Annotated in this window: 17 protein-coding genes and 3 tRNA genes; 11 read left to right on the forward strand and 9 right to left on the reverse strand. The window is 36.3% G+C overall.

The annotated features are described in order from the left end of the window. Positions 1–148: 148 nt before the first annotated feature. Positions 149–220 (forward strand) — tRNA-Cys (locus EZ449_RS07010). An 85-nt stretch (positions 221–305) separates the two neighbouring features. On the opposite strand, the gene EZ449_RS07015 is transcribed toward EZ449_RS07010, so the two are convergent. Further along, positions 306–378: transfer RNA gene (locus tag EZ449_RS07015), tRNA-Phe, on the reverse strand. Between the two features lie 126 nt (positions 379–504). Next, positions 505–577: transfer RNA gene (locus EZ449_RS07020), tRNA-Phe, on the reverse strand. A 227-nt stretch (positions 578–804) separates the two neighbouring features. Here EZ449_RS07020 and EZ449_RS07025 point away from each other — a divergent pair. Both EZ449_RS07025 and EZ449_RS07030 read left to right on the forward strand, forming a co-directional pair. Beyond that, positions 805–2,100, forward strand: a complete 1,296-nt coding sequence (locus EZ449_RS07025; protein WP_131557249.1) for a (Fe-S)-binding protein — start codon at positions 805–807, stop codon at positions 2,098–2,100. 101 nt (positions 2,101–2,201) lie between these two features. Then, positions 2,202–2,990, forward strand: a complete 789-nt coding sequence (locus tag EZ449_RS07030; RefSeq protein ID WP_131557250.1) for a (Fe-S)-binding protein — start codon at positions 2,202–2,204, stop codon at positions 2,988–2,990. A gap of 160 nt (positions 2,991–3,150) precedes the next feature. Here EZ449_RS07030 and EZ449_RS07035 read toward each other — a convergent pair whose 3' ends face one another. Further along, positions 3,151–3,621 (reverse strand): hypothetical protein, encoded by a 471-nt coding sequence (locus EZ449_RS07035; RefSeq protein WP_131557251.1) that lies wholly within the window; start codon positions 3,619–3,621, stop codon positions 3,151–3,153. 50 nt (positions 3,622–3,671) lie between these two features. Between EZ449_RS07035 and EZ449_RS07040 the strand changes: the two genes are divergently transcribed. The 3 genes from EZ449_RS07040 to EZ449_RS07050 all read left to right on the forward strand — a co-directional run bounded on the left by EZ449_RS07040 (position 3,672) and on the right by EZ449_RS07050 (position 6,963). Continuing rightward, a complete protein-coding gene (locus EZ449_RS07040; RefSeq protein WP_131557252.1) occupies positions 3,672–4,151 on the forward strand; it encodes an ABC transporter ATPase in 480 nt (159 codons plus the stop codon). Between the two features lie 5 nt (positions 4,152–4,156). Further along, positions 4,157–4,444 (forward strand): YciI family protein, encoded by a 288-nt coding sequence (locus tag EZ449_RS07045; RefSeq protein ID WP_131557253.1) that lies wholly within the window; start codon positions 4,157–4,159, stop codon positions 4,442–4,444. 101 nt (positions 4,445–4,545) lie between these two features. After that, positions 4,546–6,963 (forward strand): AsmA family protein, encoded by a 2,418-nt coding sequence (locus EZ449_RS07050; protein ID WP_165499715.1) that lies wholly within the window; start codon positions 4,546–4,548, stop codon positions 6,961–6,963. Between the two features lie 70 nt (positions 6,964–7,033). On the opposite strand, the gene mtgA is transcribed toward EZ449_RS07050, so the two are convergent. After that, complete coding sequence (mtgA, locus tag EZ449_RS07055; RefSeq protein WP_131557255.1) at positions 7,034–7,756, reverse strand: monofunctional biosynthetic peptidoglycan transglycosylase; 723 nt, start codon at positions 7,754–7,756, stop codon at positions 7,034–7,036. A gap of 135 nt (positions 7,757–7,891) precedes the next feature. Here mtgA and EZ449_RS07060 point away from each other — a divergent pair, with 135 nt between their 5' ends. Beyond that, positions 7,892–8,596 (forward strand): SDR family oxidoreductase, encoded by a 705-nt coding sequence (locus tag EZ449_RS07060; RefSeq protein ID WP_131557256.1) that lies wholly within the window; start codon positions 7,892–7,894, stop codon positions 8,594–8,596. A 130-nt stretch (positions 8,597–8,726) separates the two neighbouring features. Here the strand turns inward: EZ449_RS07060 and rplI are convergent, their stop codons facing one another. From rplI to EZ449_RS07080, 4 genes are all read right to left on the reverse strand, one after another. After that, a complete protein-coding gene (gene rplI / locus EZ449_RS07065) occupies positions 8,727–9,170 on the reverse strand; it encodes a 50S ribosomal protein L9 (protein WP_131557257.1) in 444 nt (147 codons plus the stop codon). Between the two features lie 13 nt (positions 9,171–9,183). Continuing rightward, positions 9,184–9,447: a 30S ribosomal protein S18 gene (gene rpsR / locus EZ449_RS07070; protein ID WP_010599582.1), complete on the reverse strand. Its 264-nt coding sequence runs from the start codon at positions 9,445–9,447 to the stop codon at positions 9,184–9,186. Then, positions 9,447–9,803, reverse strand: coding sequence for a 30S ribosomal protein S6 (rpsF, locus tag EZ449_RS07075; protein WP_131557258.1), 357 nt, complete (start codon positions 9,801–9,803; stop codon positions 9,447–9,449). Before rpsF ends, rpsR begins: the two co-directional genes overlap by 1 nt. A 456-nt stretch (positions 9,804–10,259) precedes the next feature. Further along, positions 10,260–10,856, reverse strand: coding sequence for a hypothetical protein (locus EZ449_RS07080; RefSeq protein WP_131557259.1), 597 nt, complete (start codon positions 10,854–10,856; stop codon positions 10,260–10,262). Positions 10,857–11,029: 173 nt separating this feature from the next. On the opposite strand from EZ449_RS07080, the gene EZ449_RS07085 reads away from it, so the two are divergent. The 4 genes from EZ449_RS07085 to EZ449_RS07100 all read left to right on the forward strand — a co-directional run bounded on the left by EZ449_RS07085 (position 11,030) and on the right by EZ449_RS07100 (position 14,909). Continuing rightward, positions 11,030–11,902 carry an AraC family transcriptional regulator gene (locus EZ449_RS07085; protein WP_131557260.1) on the forward strand — a complete coding sequence of 291 codons (873 nt, stop codon included), beginning with the start codon at positions 11,030–11,032 and terminating at the stop codon, positions 11,900–11,902. Positions 11,903–11,929: 27 nt separating this feature from the next. Next, positions 11,930–12,466, forward strand: coding sequence for a hypothetical protein (locus EZ449_RS07090; RefSeq protein WP_131557261.1), 537 nt, complete (start codon positions 11,930–11,932; stop codon positions 12,464–12,466). Positions 12,467–12,564: 98 nt separating this feature from the next. Then, entirely contained in the window at positions 12,565–14,397 is a 1,833-nt protein-coding gene (locus EZ449_RS07095; RefSeq protein WP_131557262.1) for a DNA polymerase III subunit gamma/tau, read from the forward strand. Between the two features lie 2 nt (positions 14,398–14,399). Next, positions 14,400–14,909 (forward strand): hypothetical protein, encoded by a 510-nt coding sequence (locus tag EZ449_RS07100; protein ID WP_131557263.1) that lies wholly within the window; start codon positions 14,400–14,402, stop codon positions 14,907–14,909. A gap of 103 nt (positions 14,910–15,012) precedes the next feature. Here the strand turns inward: EZ449_RS07100 and EZ449_RS07105 are convergent, their stop codons facing one another. Beyond that, complete coding sequence (locus tag EZ449_RS07105; protein ID WP_131557264.1) at positions 15,013–15,423, reverse strand: hypothetical protein; 411 nt, start codon at positions 15,421–15,423, stop codon at positions 15,013–15,015. Between the last annotated feature and the right edge of the window lie 54 nt (positions 15,424–15,477).

Here is a 15,477-nt window from a genome sequence, read left to right on the forward strand (position 1 = left end):
CTAATAAAATTCTCTACCTACAACACCTTAAACCACTGATTATTAATCACATGATAACATTTGGAAACATAAACATATTATTAACTACTTTATCTATAGATTTAATATAAATTATTTTATCTTTGATGATCATCAGTTCTTGATTAATAGTCATGTGGCCGAGTGGTATAGGTACAGGTCTGCAAAACCTTTTACGGCGGTTCGAGTCCGCCCATGACGTCGATAAAACAAAGATTTTTTTTAGGAGAACATGATCTTCATTAAACCAAAAAAGCCCTTACATTTCTGTAATGGGCTTTTCGATGTGGTGCCACCTGGATTCGAACCAGGGACACAAGGATTTTCAGTCCTTTGCTCTACCGACTGAGCTATGGCACCAAACCGTTTGGGAATGCAAATGTAGTATTCTTTTTTTCAATTGCAAGGGCCGTTTTAAAATTTATTTTCGTTTATAAATTGGCTTTAAACCAAAAAAGCCTTTCATTTCTGAAAGGCTTTTGGAAGTGGTGCCACCTGGATTCGAACCAGGGACACAAGGATTTTCAGTCCTTTGCTCTACCGACTGAGCTATGGCACCATCCGTTTGGGATTGCAAATGTAGCGTTCTTTTTTCAAAAGCAAAATTTTATTTTCAAATATTCCCGGCAGTGCTGATTATCAATTAATTAATTTTAATTACAAAATTTTAAAAGACTAAACTAACTTAGAATCAGTATAAACAAACATTTTTACTGATTTTTTTATGCATGCATAGTAATTTATTTGAATTAAATATCCTAATTTAGCATATCAATCAAATATTGCATGGTGGCTCAGATTCTATTTCTAGTAATAACACTTGCAGCAATTGCGCTGTTTACTGTTAATTTACGCAAGATTTTTCGCAACATCCGCTTAGGAAAGTCGGTTGATCGTAATGATCAACCCGTTAAAAGATTAATCACCATGATGAGGGTTGCTTTTGGCCAATCGAAGATGGTGGTCCGTCCAATACCTGCATTTCTCCATTTCTTTGTTTACATAGGCTTTGTGATCATCAATATTGAGGTGTTGGAAATTATGATCGACGGGCTATTCGGAACACATCGCGTTTTTCATGGCTTAGGTGGCTTTTATAATTTTCTGATTGGTTCCTTTGAAATACTCGCCTTTACCGTTTGGGCGGCATGCGTTATCTTCTTAATCCGCAGAAACGTACTTAAATTGAAAAGATTTAGCGGCGTCGAAATGACCAAGTGGCCAAAATCTGATGCCAACTATATTTTAATTACCGAGATTTTATTAATGAGTGCTTTCTTATTAATGAATGCCGCTGATGCCAAATTACAGTTATTGGGCGCTAGCCATTACATTAATGCCGGTGCCTTTCCTGTTAGTCAGTATTTAATGAACCTATTGCCTTCTACGGAAAGTGCTTTGGTAATTGTAGAACGCAGTTGCTGGTGGTTTCACATCATTGGTATTTTAGCGTTTTTAAATTATCTACCTTATTCAAAACACTTCCATATCTTATTTGCCTTTCCAAATACCTATTTTTCGAATCTGGAACCAAAGGGAGAATTTACCAACATGGCATCAGTTAACAACGAGGTTAAGGCTATGCTCGATCCATCATTTGTACCAGCAGAAACCGAACCCGGAAAGTTTGGTGCCAAGGATGCAACAGATTTGAGTTGGATAAACTTAATGAATGCTTACACCTGTACCGAATGTGGGAGATGTACATCGGTATGCCCGGCAAATATTACAGGCAAGCTCTTATCGCCAAGAAAAATAATGATGGATACCCGTGATCGCATTACCGAAATCGGAAAGGGAATAGATCAAAATGGCGCAGAACATCAAGACGGAAAATCATTATTGGATGATTATATTACCAGAGAGGAAATTTGGGCCTGCACCAGTTGTAATGCCTGCGTTGAGGCTTGTCCTGTAAATATAGATCCCTTACAAATCATTATGGAATTACGTCGCTTTGCGGTGATGGAAGAATCACAGGCACCCGCAAGCATTAATGCGATGATGAGTAACGTAGAAAATAACCAAGCACCTTGGAAATATTCTCCTGCCGATCGTTTTAATTGGGCAGATGAAAAGTAGTTCGGAGTTTCGAGTAATAAGTCCGGAGTAATACCTAAAAGATAAAAATATTTTATAGTCCCAAGTCTTGATACTTGATACTAAATACTAGATACTAGAATATGGAATTTAAAGTCCCTACAATGGCCGAACTAATGGCCGCAGGAGAAGAACCAGAAATATTATTTTGGGTTGGATGTGCTGGAAGTTACGATGAAAGAGCGCAAAAAATAACCCGCGACATTTGTAAGATCTTACATCATGTAGGGATGAAATATGCCGTTTTAGGAACTGAGGAAAGTTGCACCGGCGATCCTGCAAAACGTGCTGGTAATGAATTCCTATTCCAGATGCAGGCCATGACCAATATTGAGGTATTGAATGCGTACAATATCAAAAAAATCGTAACCGGTTGCCCGCATTGCTTCAATACCATAAAAAACGAATATCCTGGCTTAGGAGGAACTTATGAAGTGATTCATCATACACAACTGATTCAAGATTTAATTAATGATGGAAAGCTAAAAGCTGAGGGTGGTGAAAGTTTCAAGGGCAAAAAGATAACTTATCACGATCCTTGTTATTTAGGTCGTGGAAATGGGATTTATGAAGCGCCAAGAAAGGCATTAGAAGTTTTAGATGCACAATTGGTAGAAATGAAACGTTGCAAAAGCAATGGATTGTGCTGCGGAGCTGGTGGTGCCCAAATGTTTAAAGAACCAGAAAAAGGCAAAAAAGACATCAATGTAGAGCGTATTGATGAGGCATTGGAAACCAATCCACAGGTAATTGCTGCAGGTTGTCCTTTTTGCATGACGATGCTAAGCGATGGCATCAAACTGAAAGATAAGGAACAAGAAGTGAAGGTTTTGGACATTGCAGAAATTACAGCAAGAGCAAATGGACTTTAATTACTAAATCCCTCCGATGAATCGGAGCAGGCAATTATGTTTGGTGGGCCACCAACCACGGACGAGAACGAGGTAAGCTAAAAACCACAAAAAAAGATTTTTTCTTGCTACGAGTGTCTCTTAACATCATGCCTACCTCACTCGCTTTTAAAAGCCCCCTTCAGGGGGTTTGGGGGTTAATCTTATTAAAATTTTCCCTGATCAGGTTTAAATCTTCTGCCTCCATGTTTTTTAGTGGAATAATTACCTGCGTAGCCATAGAATCAACATCTCCACCCCTATCCTTATAGGTTTGAACGATTACATCATCACCCTTGGTGCGCAGATACAATTTACCCGATGATGTGTCTCCATAATAATCCATGTCTTTAAACTTTGATAGCTTAAAAGCGAAATATTCAGTTTTGCCATTGGTGAAATATCGCTTGTAGCGACAGAAACCATTGTTGGTAACATTAAGCTCATAACGTTTAATCTGATTACTTTCCTGACTGAAATCGTAATGCTCAGTAAATGATTTTTGAAGAAAGCCAACATATTGCTCAATGGATTCGGGATCTGAAAAAGAGAACAAGAACAAGCTTAACGCTGAAATAAGCGATATTTTCAAGCAAAGTGTAAACTTTTTCATCAGGGCAACGATTTAGCGACAGCAAATTAATTAAAATACTAAATTTGTACATGAGTTTTTCTCCACAATCTAGAGTTTGGGTTTACCAAAGCGACCGCAAGTTTACTTCAGCTGAAGAAAACGAAATCCTTAATAAATTAGCAAGTTTCACCAATCAATGGAAAGCACATGGCAACGAATTATTGGCTAAGGCAGAAATTCGCTATGGTTTTTTTATCATTTTAACTGTTGATGAAAGCCAGGCAAATGTTACGGGATGCTCTATCGATAGTTCTGTTCGGATAATCAAAGATATCGAACAAGAATACAATGTTGATCTTTTCAATCGTTTCAATATGGCCTATAAGGTTGATGATGAAGTTGTAGTTAACAGTAAAGAGGATTTTGAAACCCTAGTCAATATTAAACAGGTAACTGCTAGCACGATTGTGTTTAACAATATGGTACAAACTTTATCAGAATTGGAAACAAAATGGGAAGTTCCATTTCAAAATAGCTGGCACTCTACCGTTTTTGCCCATTTATTATAAACAGCATGTTTATTGTCGATTTAAAATATATTGTTCCCCTAGAAGAATTGGATGAGCACATGAGTGCACATGTTAAATTTTTAAAGAAATACTACGATCAAAATGTTTTTGTAGCCTCGGGCCGAAAAGTGCCCCGTACAGGTGGAATTATTTTGGCATTGGCAAAAAACGAAGACGAATTAAAAAATATCTTGATGGAAGATCCTTTTTACAAACACAGGCTGGCCGATTTCTCTATTACCCAATTCTTAACTTCACAATACCATCCCGATCTCGAAGCGCTTTTAGGATAAAAAATCTTAAAATCAACGGTACGGTTCTGGCTTATTTTTTTGCTGTGACCCAAACAATTAGCTGGCAAAAAGCATTATATTGGTTGAATCAAATAATGTGTATGAAGAGCTGGCTCAAAATTTTATTAAGAATTGTATCCGTTCTAATTATTCTAGTCATTCTTACATGGCTAGCTGGAGCATTTTACATCAGTAGAAATAAGAAAGAAATTCTTTCATCAATACTGGAACAATTAAACAAAAATCTTAACGGTAAAATTACGGCAACCAGCATGGAACCTACGCTTTTAAAAAGCTTTCCAGGTGTATCGGTTTCCCTAAATGGCGTTTTACTCCGCGATAGCTTATGGTCGCAACACAAACATGATTTATTAAAGGCACAAGATATCGATGTATCGTTAAATGTGCTTTCACTCATTGTGGGCAATGTAAATATTAATCAGATCGCTATTAACGATGCTTCTGTTTATTTATATACAGATTCTAGCGGCTACAGCAACACCAGTATTTTTAAGACAAAGCCCAAAACAGAAAAGAAATCATCAACCAAATCTACAGCCCTAGAGATAAAAAAAATCGATTTTAATAAGGTTAATTTAATTGTTGATAACAAAAAAAGATTTAAGCTTTTCAATTTCAATATCGACCAAATCCAAGGCCGCATGAAATATCCAGATAGCGGCTGGACAGGCAAAATTAAGTTAAAGACTCAAGTAAATAGCTTTGCCTTTAATACCAGAAAAGGCAGTTTCTTAAAAGATAAATCCTTAGAGGGAACTTTATCTGCACATTATAGCAAAGCACAAGATGCTGTAATACTTGATCCAGAAGTCTTAAACATTGGCGGACATCCATTTAAGATTGGTGCTAAGATAGATCTCGGTAAATCTGCCTTTGCCATTAGCATTGCTGTTGATGATATTTTATTTCGTGATGTTGCACTTTTATTATCGCCAAATATCTCCTCAAAACTATTAAAATTTGGAATAGAAAAACCGATCAGCATCAGGGGAAATATTATTGATGATGGATCGGGAAAATATGGTGATCCATTAATTAAGGTAGGCATAACCGTTCGTGATAATGTGATCTCTATCCCTGCCGGAAAATTAACAGCTGCCAATTTCGATGGTTCATTTACCAATCAAGATACGGTTGGCGGCATTATCGGGGATGAGAATTCGGCCATAAAGTTTCATAAACTGACCGCAAAATATTTCAATGCACCGCTTAAGATAGACACTTTCACAGTGACTAACCTTGCTCGCCCGATTGCCACAGGCTTGGTTACCTCACAGTTTCCATTATCCAACTTAAATAACTCTTTGGGTACACAAGATTTTGAGTTTAAAAATGGTACCGCAGATTTAAGGCTTTATTGCAAGGCCGATATCGATAACTTTCAATTTACAAAACCGGTAGTTTCTGGTAAGATTAAAATTGCCGATGCAGATATTCTATACGTTCCCAGAAAACTTCATTTGGTAAAAAGTGCTTTGAACATCAACTTCGATCAAAACGATCTTTCCATCCAAAACGGGCACTTCCAATTGGGTAAAAGTGAACTGAATGTGAGCTGTAATATTGCCAACTTCGCCAACCTTTACTATACCGATCCTGATAAGATTCTGGTAAATCTAAAAATGCATAGCCCGCAACTTTACCTAAATGAATTTCTGCCATTTTTAGGACCAAGGACTACTAAGAAGAAATCATCGTCTGGTAATTCTATGAAAGCTGCCTCTAAAGAACTCAGCAACGTTTTAGAAGTATCTAAAATGAATATTAACCTCACAGTTGGTAAGGCAATTTATGATAAGTTCTTAGCAAAAAACTTGGTAGCTGATATCTCCTTGAGAGGTGAGGGAATATATTTCAACAAGATCAGTGTTGCACATGCAGGTGGAACTTTGGCTTTAAATGGTAATATCATTCAAGAACCAAGCTCAAATAGCTTCAAGATAAGTTCAAAAATAAGCCATGTAAGTGTAAAGGATTTCTTTTACTCCTTCGATAACTTCGGGCAGAATACCATTACCAATAAAAACTTAAAAGGTTATCTATCCTCTTTAGTTAATATTTCTGGTAGAATTTCGCATACCGGAAAGATATTGCCTAGATCGATCAATGGAAAAGTAGTTTTCAATTTGAATAATGCTGCACTTGTAAATTTCGATCCAATGGTTAAGGTTGGAAAATTTGCATTTCCAAATAGAAATCTTTCGAATGTTGAAATTAAAAATCTAGATGGCACATTAAATATTCGTGGCGATAAGGTAGAGATAAGTCCGATGCTGATAAATTCTAGCGCTATTAACTTTAACGTTAAAGGAACCTACGCTTTGGGTAATGGAACCGATGTTGCGTTGGATATTCCGCTTAGAAATCCAAAAGGTGATGAAAACCTGACCAATAAGGAAAAACGCGAAGCCAGAATGAAAGGAATTGTTCTACATTTAAAAGCTATAGATGATGATAAGGGTGGGATAAAGATCAGGTGGAATAAAGACCATGATTAAGACATGTAGAATGGATGGTGGACAATGGCAAACTGCTACCCATCTTACCTCTTCCATTTAACATCTTACCTTAAAAATCAAGTGGCCCTAACCTATTCATATTTCTTAAAATAAGGTATTGACGGTGCCTGATGTAAGGCGTCGCATTTTTGGGCGTCCATCTTCTTGGATTTGGAAAACAGGAGGCGATTAAGGCCGCTTGTCTTTTAGTCAGTTTTGTACACGATTTTCCGTAGTATTCTTGTGCAGCGGCTTCTGCACCATAAATTCCATCGCCCATTTCGATAACGTTGAGATAAACTTCCAATATCCGCTCCTTGCTCCAAAACAACTCAATTAACAATGTAAAATAGGCCTCGAAACCTTTTCTTATCCACGATCTACCTGGCCATAGGAAAACATTTTTAGCTGTTTGCTGAGAAATCGTGCTTCCACCTTTAACTTTTTTTCCTTTTGCATTACTGGCAAAAGCTTTTTCAATGGCTTTCATGTCAAAACCAATATGTTTTAAAAAGAGTTGATCTTCGGCAGAAACCGCAGCTCTTTTCATATTGTCAGACATGTCCTCAAATTTTACCCACTTCTTTTCCGTTTTAAAAGGCTTACCATCAGCTTTGCGCTCAATGTTTCGTAATACCATCAACAAGGTAATCGGAGGATTTATAAACCGCAAGGCTAGAACCCATATTATAGAAACCAGCAAAAAATATATGAATACCTTACTGGCAATACTGGTAATCTTTTTTAATAATGGTCGTTTCGTTTTTGCTTTGGTAGATCTTGTTTTGGCCATGGGGCAAAGGTAATAAAATCTTAATCTTCCAATAATCAGAAATTGATCTGTCATTTTTCTTAAAGCGATCTTTTACAAGATTTATTTTCATTTAAACATATTTGGTTTTCAATCGTTAAACCTAAAAGAATTATTATGAGCATAAAAGTAGCCCTCATTACGGGAGGTAGTAAAGGAATAGGTTTTGGAATTGCCGAAGCACTTTTAAAAAATGGTTACAAAGTTGCCATTACCAGTAGAACGATAGCCAGTGCAAATGAGGCAGCATCTACGTTGGTAAATTATGGAGATATTTTGGCCATCGAGGCCGATGTAAAGGATTTCAAATCTCAACAAGATGCCGTAGACCTGGTGATCGAAAAATGGGGACAGCTTGATGTTTTAATAGCAAATGCAGGCGTTGGTCACTTTGCACCAATAGATGAAATGAGTGTTGAATTGTGGCAACAAACCATCGACACCAATTTAACAGGGGTTTTTTATAGCATCAAGGCAAGTGTAGCGGAAATTAAGAAAACCAAGGGAACTATTTTCACCATTTCTAGTTTAGCAGGTACCAATTTCTTTGCAGGTGGTTCTGCCTACAATGCCAGTAAGTTTGGGTTAACAGGTTTTTCACAATCGGTAATGTTAGATTTAAGAAAATACGGCGTGAAAGTGAGCACGATAATGCCAGGTTCGGTTGCAAGTCATTTCAACGATCATAATCCAGATGCAGAGAACGATGCTTGGAAAATCCAACCAGAAGATATGGGTAAGTTGATTGTAGATTTATTGGCCATGCCAGCGAGAACCTTACCTAGTAAGATAGAGATTAGGCCCACAACACCTAAGGGATAGGTTTGATGGACAATGTGAGATGTAAGATGGAATTCCGCACATCATCCATCTTACATTTTTACATTTTACATCACAAAAAAAGTCCTTTCAGAAAACTGAAAGGACTTTTTTTATGACTTTAAAAGATTGCTTATTCAGCTACTACTTCGAAAGGAACCTGAACTTTAACTTCTTTGTGTAAGTTTAAGTTAGCAACATACTCGCCAACAAATTTTGGTTCAGTTTCGAAAGTAATACGACGACGATCTACATCAAAACCTTGCGCTTTTAATGCTTCAGCGATTTGGATCGTGTTAACAGCTCCAAAGATTTTTCCGCTTTCGCCAGCTTTAGCGCCGATAGAAAGTTTAACATCAGTTAAACGTTCAGCGATACCCTCAGCATCTTTCTTAATTTTATCCTGTTTAAAAGCAGCTTGCTTTAAGTTTTCAGCTAAAACTTTTTTAGCAGAAGAAGTAGCCAAAGCGCCAAAACCTTGAGGGATTAAGTAGTTACGGCCATAACCGTTTTTCACATTAACTACATCATCTTTCTCACCAAGGCCTTTAATATCTTGTTTTAAAATAATTTCCATATCTCTGAGCCTCCTATTTTAATTGATCTGCAACGAAAGGTAACAAACCGATGTGACGAGCACGCTTAACTGCTTGAGCCACTTTACGTTGAAATTTTAACGAAGTACCAGTTAAACGGCGTGGTAATAATTTACCTTGATCGTTAATAAACTTCAACAAGAAATTTGCATCCTTGTAATCGATATATTTAATTCCGTTTTTCTTAAAACGGCAATATTTTTTACGGTTATCCTCTACTTTAGGGGCGGTTACGTATTGTATTTGTTCTCTTGCCATTACGCTGCAACCTCCTTAGTTTTTTTGTTAAACGCACCACTACGTTTTTTCTCATTGTAAGCAACAGCGTGTTTGTCTAAACGGATAGTTAAGAAACGTAACACACGCTCATCGCGTTTTAATTGAAGCTCTAATTTTGCGATCACATCTCCTGAAGCTTTGTATTCAGTTAAGTTGAAGAATCCGTTTGATTTTTTCTCAATTGGATACGCTAATTTTCTCAAACCCCAATTATCCTCTTGGATAATTTCGGCATTGTTATCAACAAGAACTGCTTTAAATTTGGCTAATGCCTCTTTTGCAGCTTCTTCAGATAACAATGGGGTTAGAACGATAACAGTTTCGTACTGATTCATTGTTATAAATTATGTTTTAATTTGTTAAACCCGAGGTGTATTACGGGGTTGCAAAAGTAACAATATTATTCTTAAAATCAAATGATTGAGCAGAAAAAACTTCTATGTAGAGCAATGCTATACCATCAGCCGTAAAAGTAAGTTAATCTAAACAAGTACTAGGATGATTTGGAAAGCAGTTTTATTGGTAATCGGTTACATCAGCCCCGCTCCCACTACAATCTTTTTGTTCCATGCCAGCACATTATCATTGGTTAATTGCAACAAAAAGTATTTTCGTTAAATCGGGTTTAAAACACAATTTCAGTAATCCTTTATATGGTTAAAAAAACACAAACCAATAACAATAAAGAATAGGCACCCTACACAATAACGAACGTAGATCTCTGAAAGTTGATGGCATAAAAAAGGAGATAACCTGGGTAGGCATCTCCTTTTTTTTAGTTATTTTAAAAATTAGCGAGTTTCGATTGTTTTTACAAAAGTTTCGTCATTATCATACTTTACAACAAATGTTAACGCCTTACCATCTGCACGGCTTACATTAAATTTCTTGTTTAGTTTAGATTTATCCTTAAAAACTTCAGAATAGAGCTCATCATTACTATCATTAAGTACTTGAACCGCTATCGGGTTTTTCTTAGTTTGTTCGAAATTTAAGGTAATCACATCATCAGTTAAAGTAATTACAGGCCTGTGAAGCTCTGTTACTTTAGGTGCAGAAAACACAGCCATGTTATTGTAAATTGTAACGTCGTATTGTGCTAGTTTTGATCCAGATTCTACTTTCATTTTGTAGGTTCCATCTGGCAAGGCATTTAAATCATAAGTCTTGGTTGAGCTTGCAACAGCATATAACTTTTGCTCGAATAATACTTCATTATTCTCACCAAAAATAGACATACTGAAATCGTTGGCTTCATTTATTACAAAACTTATTGTTTTTTCCTTTTCACTCTTAGCTTTTAACGAAAAATCGTCATCATTGGCTTGAGCAATTGTACTTGATAAAGATATAGCAGCAATTACTGCGATTTTGAATATACTTTTCATGATAAAATAGATTAAAGAGTTAGCAATTATTTTATAATGCTAAATTACTATACGTATTAAAGCAAAAAAGAATCAATATTTGCTTATATATATGCAATATTAACCCTAAATTAGTAGTTGTGTCATAACATTATCAATTCAGCACATTTTTTAGTTACATTAGTATATAATATATGAAAACGCTTCGCCCTAGTTTTGAAATAGTTGAACCATCATTTGGAAGTTCTTTTACATATTCTAAATATGTGCAGAATGAAAACAATATGGCGCATCTTTGGCACTATCATCCAGAGATAGAAATGGTTTTTGTAAATGGTGGATCAGGGAAACGGCAAATTGGCAGCCATGTATCTTATTATACAGATGGTGACCTAATCTTAATTGGTAGTGATCTCCCACATTGTGGTTTTACAGATACCAACACCGGAAATAAGACTGAAGTTGTGATACAAATGAAACCCGACTTTTTGGGTACAGATTTTTTGTCCCTTAAAGAAACCAGAGGAATTGCCAACTTATTCGAAAAAGCTAAATATGGAATTGCATTTGGCAAGGATACTATGAAACTTGTCGGTGCTACATTAGAGAAAATGCATAATGCCTGGCCACTTGAGAAATTACTAGCCCTTTTAGGTGTTTTAAGAGAATTGGAACAAGCCTCCGACTATAAGCTTTTAAATGCATTAAACTTCTCATTGGAAATGCAAGTTCAAGATAATGACCGAATTAATATGATATTCAATTTTGTTAAGGATCACTTTCAAGAACAGATTAGCCTGGAAGACATTGCTGAAATGGCAAGTATGACCGTTCCATCATTTTGCCGATATTTTAAGAAGATCACCAAAAAGACTTTCACCAAATTTGTAAATGAATATCGGGTGGTTCATGCCTCAAAACTTCTTGCAGAGAAACACATCAGTATCACAGCAATTTCGTTTGAGAGTGGCTTTAATAACTTTAGCCACTTTAATAAGATATTTCATGAATTTACTGGTAAAAGTGCATCAGAATACCGGAACGAATTAAAGTCAGTAATTAAGTAATAAAATAAGCCCTAATCATACTCATCAATGGATGTTCAAACAAAATACATATCACAACTTAAATCAAACCAGACCTTAATCAATCTTTATACAGATAACTATAACGAATCTTACTTTGGCTATATCTTAGATTTTAATGAGGAGTTTCTACTATTGGAGAAATTTGATGACGATTGTTTTCACGATGGCCTCTCCATTATATATAGACATAACATCACAAGGATTAGATGGGATGGAAATGAAAACTTCAGCATGACTAAGCTCATCGATAGATCTGAGCGCCTTTCAGAAAAAATCTCTATAGACTTAACCGATATGGAAAGTATTTTAAAAACGGTCCATAATGAGTTTGGTCACATCACTATACACATAGAGGATATTGATAAAGACATTTGCTTTATTGGACAAATACACGAAATGGATAGCGAACATGTTGTGCTTTATGAATTTGGAACAAAAAAATCTTTAGATAGGCCATCATTATTAATTGCTTTAGAGGATATCACAAGAGTTGAGGTAGGTGGACGCTATGAAAAACAATTGGAAAAAATATTTTTCGAGTAAGACGTGCATCCTGTTGATCGATAAAAAGAAATGACCAACTTTTCAACATTCCCATTTTTCAATCTTACAAAACCTAAAAAATCCCTATTTTCGTGCCGATGGAAAATTTTATTGTTTCTGCCCGTAAATACCGCCCAGCCACGTTCGAAACCGTAGTTGGTCAGCAGCATATTACAGGTACGCTAAAAAATGCCATCAAAAACAATCAACTTGCCCAAGCATTTTTATTTTGTGGCCCGCGGGGAGTTGGTAAAACCACCTGTGCACGTATTCTTGCAAAAACCATTAACTGTACCAACCCTACAGCAGATATGGAAGCTTGCGGACAATGTGAAAATTGTGTTTCTTTCCAAACCGGTCATTCGTTTAATATTCATGAATTAGATGCGGCATCTAACAACTCTGTGGATGATATTCGTAGTTTAATTGAGCAGGTTCGCATACCGCCACAGGCAGGAAAATACAAGATCTATATTATTGATGAGGTTCACATGCTTTCGGCAAATGCATTTAATGCCTTTCTGAAAACGCTGGAAGAACCACCATCTTATGCCATATTTATTTTAGCTACAACAGAGAAACACAAGATCTTGCCAACCATTTTATCGCGTTGTCAGATTTTTGATTTCAACCGTATTCAGGTTGAGGATATCTCTAGCCATTTGGCTGCTATTGCCGTACGTGAAAACATTGCATTTGAAGCTGATGGCTTACACATTATAGCGCAAAAGGCAGATGGAGGGTTACGCGATGCGCTTTCGATGTTCGATCAGATTGCCAGTTATGCGAACAAGAACATCACCTATAAAGCGGTAATTGATAACCTGAACATTTTAGATTACGATTACTTTTTTAAGCTTACTTCTTTTTTAACCAATGCAGAAGTTAGCCAAACGCTACTTTTGTTTGATGAGATATTAAACAATGGTTTCGATGGCAATAATTTTATCAACGGCCTTGCCAGTCATTTCCGTAATTTATTGGTGGGTAAAGATGCCGCAACCATTAAACTTTTAGAGGTTAGCGAAAACATCAAGCAAAAATATTTAGATCAGTGTAAACAAACCGAGCTTTCGTTTTTGCTAACGGCACTAAACTTGGCTAATACTTGCGATTTAAATTATAAAAACTCTAAAAACCAACGCCTACAAGTAGAGCTGGCCCTAATTAAAATGTGTCACGTCCGGTCGGTCGTCCATTTAGCCCAACAGCCTTTAAGCCCAAGTAATACAGCAACTGACCAAGATCAGGATAAAAAAAAAACTAATGTCGTAGCTGAAAAAGCTTCAGAAGCTGAAAGACCAAAGTCTAAAGGTGAGAGCGAAAACCTATCGCCAATACCTGCAGAAGTTCAAAAGGCAACTATTCCAACAAGTACTCCCTTAGCAGAAAAACCACAAGAAACACCAAGACTCGCTCCTATTTCATCAGCGACATCCATTAGCATCAATATTCCAAAGGCAAATTCGGCGAGCACGCTAATTCCATCCTTAAATGATTTGGAAAGGGTAGCCAGTGGAGATGAAGATTCTGGCCCGAAAAAGGTTACCGGAGAAGCTAGAGAAACTTTCACTTATGATCGTCTATTGGAAATTTGGAATCAATACATCCAAATTCTTAAAACTACCGATAAGATTAATCTTTTTACCATCCTCAATAATTTTGCACCAAAACTATTAAGCCCTGTACTCATAGAAATTTCGGTAGAAAGTAAAACCCAAGAACAATTTGTACAGCAGGAATCGGTTGAGCTGATGAACTTTCTTCGCAATCAGCTGCAAAATTTCGCAGTTGATATTACCTTTAAACAGGTTGAACGCAAGATAGAGAACAGGTTATATGGCAACCGTGAAAAGTATGATTATCTGGTAAATAAAAATCCAAAGCTCGATGAATTGCGTAAAAGATTTAATTTAGATATTAACCCATAAACATGTCGACTGAGAAAAAAGCAGTGATCAAAAATTCCATCTTTGCAGCCGTATTTTTTGCTGTTTTCTTTGGAATATTTGAAGCAATCATTTTTGGTATTGGCTATGCCGCTATTTCAGCCCCAATAGCAGGAATATTTTTTGGTTTATTGATGTATTTCTTTGTAAACTCAAAAAGGGTAAAAGCGCAAACAGCACTAAATAATTCAAATGAAAGCGATATTATTCATTCAGGTGGCGCCAACCATTTCAAAAACGCAGAAGCCCTTGGTGGAAAATTATACTTATTACCAGATAGGTTAGAATTCAAATCACATCGTTTCAACATACAAAATCATGCGTTCTCCATAGGGATAAATGAAATAAAAAAGATCGCATTTTATAAAACCTTGGGCATTGTTCCAAATGGCTTAGAAGTGGTATTGAAAGATGGTGAAGTTGAAAAATTCGTTGTTAATAATCGAAATCTTTGGAAAGAAAATATTGAGAAATTAATTTCAAAATCCCTCTAAAATATTGTTTTAAACAAAAGCAGGATTACACTCTTCCTGTATAATCCTGCTTTTCTATTTATAATCGCTTTATTAGATCACCATTCTTTCGATGGAGATCACTTTACTGCTTTTGGGGCTGGTCATTAATTGGATAACCTTCTTCATCCAAATCATCGCGATTATCTTCTGGTGTACGGGCGAGAATTTCATCTTCCGGACTAAGTTTTACACTTTCTCCATTATCTACATGCATGCCCAATTCCTCTAAATTATCATTGGCAACTTCATCATCATTAGCATATTCATCGCCAACATAAGGGTTAGCCTCATCGTAAGTAGAATCATCATCCTTTGCTCCTACGGCCACTGTTTCATAACCCATAGGATGATCATAATCCTTATCAGTTCCTTTTACATCAAGCTCGTAACTTCCCTTAACTTCATCGTAAGCTAAGTTTTCCTTATTGATTTCGCTATTTTCTGTAGTGGTATGTATTTTATCCTGCGATCCTTTATTTTCGTTATTTGCCATGATATTGCTCTTCTTTAATTTATATGAAGATAACAATTTGAGTGGAATAAGGTT

Origin of the sequence: Pedobacter frigidisoli (assembly GCF_004331675.1) — a bacterium.
Lineage (GTDB): Bacteria > Bacteroidota > Bacteroidia > Sphingobacteriales > Sphingobacteriaceae > Pedobacter > Pedobacter frigidisoli.

What these genes read in the sequence shown, in the direction of transcription:
- EZ449_RS07085 (WP_131557260.1), top strand. Translation starts at nt 11,030, where the DNA reads ATGAAAACGCTTCGCCCTAGTTTTGAAATAGTTGAACCATCATTTGGA.
- EZ449_RS07030 (WP_131557250.1), top strand. Translation starts at nt 2,202, where the DNA reads ATGGAATTTAAAGTCCCTACAATGGCCGAACTAATGGCCGCAGGAGAA.
- mtgA (WP_131557255.1), bottom strand. Translation starts at nt 7,756, where the DNA reads ATGGCCAAAACAAGATCTACCAAAGCAAAAACGAAACGACCATTATTA.
- EZ449_RS07095 (WP_131557262.1), top strand. Translation starts at nt 12,565, where the DNA reads ATGGAAAATTTTATTGTTTCTGCCCGTAAATACCGCCCAGCCACGTTC.
- EZ449_RS07080 (WP_131557259.1), bottom strand. Translation starts at nt 10,856, where the DNA reads ATGAAAAGTATATTCAAAATCGCAGTAATTGCTGCTATATCTTTATCA.
- EZ449_RS07025 (WP_131557249.1), top strand. Translation starts at nt 805, where the DNA reads ATGGTGGCTCAGATTCTATTTCTAGTAATAACACTTGCAGCAATTGCG.
- EZ449_RS07035 (WP_131557251.1), bottom strand. Translation starts at nt 3,621, where the DNA reads ATGAAAAAGTTTACACTTTGCTTGAAAATATCGCTTATTTCAGCGTTA.
- EZ449_RS07040 (WP_131557252.1), top strand. Translation starts at nt 3,672, where the DNA reads ATGAGTTTTTCTCCACAATCTAGAGTTTGGGTTTACCAAAGCGACCGC.
- rpsF (WP_131557258.1), bottom strand. Translation starts at nt 9,803, where the DNA reads ATGAATCAGTACGAAACTGTTATCGTTCTAACCCCATTGTTATCTGAA.
- EZ449_RS07060 (WP_131557256.1), top strand. Translation starts at nt 7,892, where the DNA reads ATGAGCATAAAAGTAGCCCTCATTACGGGAGGTAGTAAAGGAATAGGT.
- EZ449_RS07050 (WP_165499715.1), top strand. Translation starts at nt 4,546, where the DNA reads ATGAAGAGCTGGCTCAAAATTTTATTAAGAATTGTATCCGTTCTAATT.
- EZ449_RS07090 (WP_131557261.1), top strand. Translation starts at nt 11,930, where the DNA reads ATGGATGTTCAAACAAAATACATATCACAACTTAAATCAAACCAGACC.
- EZ449_RS07045 (WP_131557253.1), top strand. Translation starts at nt 4,157, where the DNA reads ATGTTTATTGTCGATTTAAAATATATTGTTCCCCTAGAAGAATTGGAT.
- rpsR (WP_010599582.1), bottom strand. Translation starts at nt 9,447, where the DNA reads ATGGCAAGAGAACAAATACAATACGTAACCGCCCCTAAAGTAGAGGAT.
- rplI (WP_131557257.1), bottom strand. Translation starts at nt 9,170, where the DNA reads ATGGAAATTATTTTAAAACAAGATATTAAAGGCCTTGGTGAGAAAGAT.
- EZ449_RS07105 (WP_131557264.1), bottom strand. Translation starts at nt 15,423, where the DNA reads ATGGCAAATAACGAAAATAAAGGATCGCAGGATAAAATACATACCACT.
- EZ449_RS07100 (WP_131557263.1), top strand. Translation starts at nt 14,400, where the DNA reads ATGTCGACTGAGAAAAAAGCAGTGATCAAAAATTCCATCTTTGCAGCC.